Below are 5,564 nucleotides of genomic sequence, written 5' to 3' on the forward strand. Positions count from 1 at the left end.
GGCCCGCCCGTGGCGGCGCCGTCGCGGCGGGCCAGGCCGTGCAGCAGCAGGCCGGCGAGCTGGGCGTAGGCGTCGGCGTCGGCGAGGCCCGTCTGCCGTTCGATGGTGCCCTGCTGGATGCCGACCATCGCGAGCGTGGCGACCTGTCCGACGAACCTGGCGTCGACCTCGCGGAAGACGCCGACGGCCACCCCCTCGGCCACCAGGGTGCGCAGCTTCGCGGCGGCGATGCTGGTGTTGCGCTCGTAGATCGCGCGGGCGGGCGGGAACGCGGCGAGGTCGGTGCGGAAGGCCGCGGAGGCGGGGCGCAGCTCGGCGGCGACGCCGTCGAGGTAGCGGCGCAGCCGATCGGCCGGGTCGGGCGCGCTGCGCAGGCTGTCGTCGATCCGCTCGGCGGCGTTGCGGAAGAAGTGCACGACGACGGCCACCGCGAGCTGTTCCTTGCTGTGGGCAAGCGTGTAGAGCGTCGACTTCGAGCATCGCAGCCGGCCGGCGAGGTCCGCAAGGGTGAACCGGGCGAACCCCTCCGCGAGGAAGATCTCGACGAGCGCGTCGAACAGGTGCGACTGGCGGCTGGTCCTCGGTCCCCCGGCCGCCGCGGCCGACCAGGTGTCGACGTCCCAGTTCACCGTCATGATCGATCAATCTACCCCAACGCTAGGCAGTACCCAGGTACTCTGTGCGGTACCGTCGACTCGGTCGCACGGTGAACCGGGCGACTCCCCGGTCCCTCGGTGCGATCCCTGGAGGCACGCCATGCCGGCCGACCGCCAACTTCCCTCCCCCGAGGCCGGCGAGCTGATCGACCTCGTCCGCACGATCGGCGAGAAGGAGATCGAGCCGCGCGTCGTCGACGACGAGGCGCAGGCCCGCTTCCCCCGCGAGGTCTTCGCGATCCTGGGCGACGCCGGCCTGCTCGCGCTGCCCTACCCGGAGGAGTTCGGCGGCGGCGGCCAGCCCTACGAGGTCTACCTGCAGGCACTGGAGGAGATCGCCTACCGCTCGGCGTCGGTCGCCGTCGGGGTGAGCGTGCACAGCCTGAGCTGCTTCCCGCTGGCCTACCACGGCACCGACGACCAGCGCGCCGCCCTGCTGCCCCGGCTGCTGTCGGGCAAGCTCCTCGGCGCCTACTGCCTGTCCGAGCCGCACGCCGGCTCCGACCCGGCCGCGATGACGACGGCCGCCCGCCCCGACCCCGACGGCGGTTACCGGCTGTCCGGGACGAAGGCATGGGTGACACACGGCGGCGCCGCCGACTTCTACACCGTGTTCGCCCGCACCTCGGCGGACCGCTCCGGCGGCATCTCCTGCTTCCTCGTCGACGCCGGCACCACCGGCATGGACATCCACCCGCCCGAGCGCAAGATGGGCCTGACGGCCTCCCCGACCACGCAGATCGGCTTCGACGAGGCCCCCGTGCCCGCCGACCGGCTCATCGGCACGGAGGGCAACGGCCTACGGATCGCGCTGTCGGCCCTGGACGCCGGCCGGCTCGGCATCGCCGCCGCCGCCGTCGGCCTGGCCCAGCGCGCCCTCGACGACGCGGTCGCCTACGCCAAGGAGCGTCAGGCGTTCGGCAAGGCCATCATCGACCATCAGGGCCTCGGCTTCCTACTCGCCGACATGGCCGCCGCCGTCGAGTCGGCCCGGGCGACAACCCTGGCCGCCGCCCGCCGCCGCGACGCCGGCCTACCCGCCGGCAAGGCCGCGAGCATCGCCAAGCTCGTCGCCACCGACGCCGTCATGAAGGTCACTGAGGACGCCGTCCAGGTCTTCGGCGGCGCCGGCTACACCAAGGACTACCCCGTCGAGCGCTACATGCGCGAAGCCAAAATCATGCAAATCTTTGAAGGAACCAACCAGATCCAGCGCATGGTCATCAGCCGCCACCTCGCCCGCTCCTGACCTGCTCGACGTCGCCGACAACCCCGGTCTCACCGATGCGCTCGCCGACGCCGCCGCCGGACGGTTCCCCACTGTGCCCGTGACGTCGCCACTGGGACGGGAGGTGCGCGGCTGGCTGCGGCTGTCCTCGACGGCGAGCTGGTCGCTCAACGACCCCACGGCCCGCATGCCCGCCGCCGACTACGACCGCGGCCTCCTACTGGGCTGGTTCACGCGCGTGCTGCACGGCGCGCTGTACCCCGACCCGGACCTCGCCGCCCGCACCGCCCTCTACCCCCTGGCCTGGAACCACAAAACCCTCGCCGACCCAGCCGCGCAGGCAGCGGCGCTGTCCCACCTGCGCTCCTGAAACAGCGCCCCGCCCACCCCAGACCCAGCCTTGCCGTGGTTGCCGAATTCACTCCTCGGAGTTGCGATCGACTGGCGTGTCGACGGCAATCACGCGGTGAGGCCGTACTTGGTCGTGGGACGTCAGGGCTTGGCGGTGGGCAGGGCGAGCATCCGGGACAGCATCCGGGCGAGGAACAGGGTGTGCCGGTGCAGCAGCGCGCGGTCGAGCTTGTCGAGGTTGTCCCCGGGCGCGACCTGCACCAGGTAGGCCGGACCGCTGATGAACGCGATGGTCGGGATGCCAAGCCGGTAGGGAAACGTGCCCTCCCCGTACAGACCGTTCTGGAAGGGCCGCATGACGGCGGAGCGGGTGAGGTCACTGGCGTTCACCTCGTCGATGGCCAGCTCGCGCAGCGTGTCGCTGTGGCCCACCGGAACGGTGACCAGCTCCGACCGGCCGGTGGCCCGGTAGGCCGCCGTCCCGCCCCGGTCGTCCCATGCCATGGTCCCGAGATGCTCGGCGACGAGTGCCATCGCGACGTTGTTGATGATCTCCGGATGCCCGCGTAGCCAGGCATCCGGCTTCACCGTCGCCACCTCGGACACCATGTGGTTCGGCGAGAACAGGAATAGGAGGTCGCGGGGCCGGTCGCGGGCGGGGAACCGGCTGAAGTACTCGGCCAGCGCCAGCAGCGCCGGGCCACCGTTCTCCTCGACCGCGTTCTGACCGTCCGTGTGGGTGGCGACCAGCACGGCGCCGGGCGTCAGGCGGGGTTCCGCCGCGCCGGTCGCCAGAGTGGGCCCCGCTGGGGTCGGTGCGGGTACCGGTGCCCCTGTTGGTGCCAGTGCCGGCGGCGGTACTCCCGAGCCCGGCAGCAGGGCGGTCAGGTAGTCGACGGTGGTCTCCCGCCGCGACGCGGTCAGCGTCAGGGTCGCGGTGAGCGGTCCGCGGGCGAGCAGAGACCGCAGCCGGGCGCCCTGTTCGGCATCGACGTGCAGCGTCGGCAGCGCGGCGTGCTCCTGCTGGTGCGGCGTGTATTGGCCGGCGGCAAGGGCCGGTGACAGGTGCAGGATCTCGATCATCGCGACGGCGCCGTGCCGTCGGGCGGTCTCCAGGCTCGGTTGCGGCGGGACGTCCAGCCAGACCCGCGAGTAGTCCTCGTTCGCGAGGCCGGAACGGGCCTCGGGTGGATGCACGTGGTCGGCGAGGTCGCCGAGCACCGAGGCGGACAACCGGGCTACGGCACCGTCCGCGAGCACGATCGCGCCCGCCACCGGCGTACGCCGGTAGTCGGGCTCGTCGCCCGCGCCGACGTCGACGACGGCCGCGGTCACCCCTCGGGCCGGCGTCTCGCCGGAATGCGGACGGTAGGCGGCGACCGGCACGGTGTGCGACCGGCCGTCGACGTCGACGACATGCAGGGACCAGGAGCCGGCGAGCCACGCGGACAGCCGGGTGGGATGGCGGGTCACCGCCAGGCCTTAGCCGGCCAGCCGCTCGGCGAGGTCGTCGATGTGGCGCCGGTGCGCGTCCGAGCCCGGCAGCCGGGGGCCATGGCCGGCCATCCGTTCGATCCAGGACCAGAGCGTCTCGGCGTCGACGAGGTCGTCCGCCGTGATCGTGCCGGGCGCCGGATAGCCGGTGGCAGCGCCGCGGGGCGTCGTGCCGTCGGACAGCATCGTGCCGTCGAACTGGGTTCTGCCGTCGAACTGGGTTCTGCCAGCCGGCGGCCTGCCGGTCGAGCCGCCGCAGCAGGTGAGACCTTCCCCCAGAGCAGCGGCGAACCCGGCGGTGGCGGCGAGCCCGCCTGTCCGCCCGAGGAATCCGCGTCGACTCGACGGGTTGCTCCACCGGCTCATCGCCGCGCAAAGTACCAGGGTCGCGGGCCGTTCCGCGGAAGGGTCGGCCCTCCCCGGCGGGTCGGGCCGAGGTGGTCATCCCGACCCGCACGGACGGGCCGCCCGATGCGAGTACGGCATCGGCTGCGGCCGTATCGACCTGCTCGTCCGCTGGCCGCACACGACGCCGAACGGCAGGCGCCGCTGGCAGCGCGAGGCCATCGAACTCAAGGTCCGCCGAACAGGCGAGACCGACCCGCTCCACCGCGGCCTAACCCAACTCGACGGCTACCTCGACCGGCTCGGCCCCGCGGCGCCAAGGAAGTCTTTGACGCATGGGCCCCGCACCGCGACTCCCCACCCGACGACATCGACGTGCTCTTCAACCTCCTCCAGTCACAGCGTGACGCCTCGTCCGAGGCGTCAGCACGTAGCTGTTACTACTGGTCGAACTCACCTTCCGCCGCATCCACGAGCTCCTGGTCACATGACCCAAGGCCTTCTCACCGGTCCGAGTCTCACGGCCACCAGCGTTGAGCATCCGACAACAGCCTCGCCAGTCGGCCCGGCGATATCCAGTCGCGACCAGCCAGCAGGACGGTGTTCAGGACCTCTACAACGCTCGGCCTGCCAAGTACAGCCATGGCTGCCAGAGCCTCTCCGACGGCGACAGCGCCCCGCTCGGCATCGAGATGCGGGACGAGCTCAGTCAGGGCCCGCGCATGGCCGTCAGGCTGGCCGATGTGAGTGGCAGCATCAAGAGCCTGATCCAGCACGTCGCGGCGTTGCTCGCCGTCGAAGTGGGCCGCGAGCTCCGTCAGTGTCCGTGCACGGACGGGTAGCTTCGTGATGTTGGTGGCAGAATCGAGAGCCCGGTCCAACACAGCACGGCGTTCCTCGCCGTCAAGGTGAGCCGCGAGCTCGGCCAAGGCCCGGGCGCGGGCAGCTGGGTAGCTGATGTGGTTGGCAGCGTCGAGAGCCTGGCCCAGTAGGTCGCGGCGTTGCTCGCCGTCGAAGTGGGCCGCAAGCTCGGCCAGTGTCCGTGCACGGACTTCTGACTTCGTGATGTTGGACGCGGCCTCGCGGGCTTGGCTCAGTAGGTCGCGGCGTTGCTCGCCGTCGAAGTAGGCCGCAAGCTCGGCCAGTGTCCGTGCACGGACGTCTGACCTCGTGATGTTGGAGGCGGCCTCGCGGGCCCGGCCCAGCACGATCTGACGCCGTTCGCCGACGAATTGGGCTACCAGCTTGACCAACATCCGCGCGTGGGCATCTGACTGACCAGAATTCGTTGACGGGTCGAGCGCCCGGATGAGTTGCGCAGCATCAAGGTGGTCTGCGAGCTCCGTCAATGCGCGAGCGCGGTCGGCTGAGCGGTCAATCTGAATAGCGGCGGCGAGGGCCTGCTCCAGCACCACGCGACGCCGATCGCCCTCAAAATGGGCTATCAGCCCGGCCAGCGCATGCGCACGAGCGTCCGGCCGGTCAATTCC

5 protein-coding genes and 1 pseudogene are annotated in these 5,564 nt (G+C 71.3%); 2 read left to right on the forward strand and 4 right to left on the reverse strand.

Annotated features, from left to right (window positions below; translation table 11 throughout):
- Positions 1-635, reverse strand: a 635-nt coding sequence (locus ND748_RS03985) for a TetR/AcrR family transcriptional regulator (RefSeq protein ID WP_251744070.1), incomplete at its 3' end; no start/stop codon positions are given.
- Positions 636-756: 121 nt separating this feature from the next.
- Here ND748_RS03985 and ND748_RS03990 point away from each other — a divergent pair.
- Together ND748_RS03990 and ND748_RS03995 are read left to right on the forward strand one after the other, a co-directional pair.
- Positions 757-1,905: an acyl-CoA dehydrogenase family protein gene (locus tag ND748_RS03990; RefSeq protein WP_251744072.1), complete on the forward strand. Its 1,149-nt coding sequence runs from the start codon at positions 757-759 to the stop codon at positions 1,903-1,905.
- A gap of 73 nt (positions 1,906-1,978) precedes the next feature.
- Positions 1,979-2,254, forward strand: coding sequence for a hypothetical protein (locus ND748_RS03995; protein WP_251744073.1), 276 nt, complete (start codon positions 1,979-1,981; stop codon positions 2,252-2,254).
- A 122-nt stretch (positions 2,255-2,376) separates the two neighbouring features.
- Here ND748_RS03995 and ND748_RS04000 read toward each other — a convergent pair whose 3' ends face one another.
- The 3 genes and pseudogenes from ND748_RS04000 to ND748_RS04010 all read right to left on the reverse strand — a co-directional run.
- Entirely contained in the window at positions 2,377-3,708 is a 1,332-nt protein-coding gene (locus ND748_RS04000) for a hypothetical protein (protein WP_251744074.1), read from the reverse strand.
- 9 nt (positions 3,709-3,717) lie between these two features.
- Positions 3,718-4,095, reverse strand: a complete 378-nt coding sequence (locus ND748_RS04005) for a hypothetical protein (protein ID WP_251744075.1) — start codon at positions 4,093-4,095, stop codon at positions 3,718-3,720.
- 497 nt (positions 4,096-4,592) lie between these two features.
- A pseudogene (locus ND748_RS04010) lies at positions 4,593-5,564 on the reverse strand (hypothetical protein); the annotation flags it as partial.

This window comes from Frankia sp. AiPs1, assembly GCF_023716945.1.
In the GTDB taxonomy this organism is placed as follows: Bacteria; Actinomycetota; Actinomycetes; order Frankiales; family Frankiaceae; genus Frankia.

Coding starts and splice junctions, on each gene's coding strand:
- ND748_RS03990 (WP_251744072.1), top strand. CDS start 757: ATGCCGGCCGACCGCCAACTTCCCTCCCCCGAGGCCGGCGAGCTGATC.
- ND748_RS04005 (WP_251744075.1), bottom strand. CDS start 4,095: ATGAGCCGGTGGAGCAACCCGTCGAGTCGACGCGGATTCCTCGGGCGG.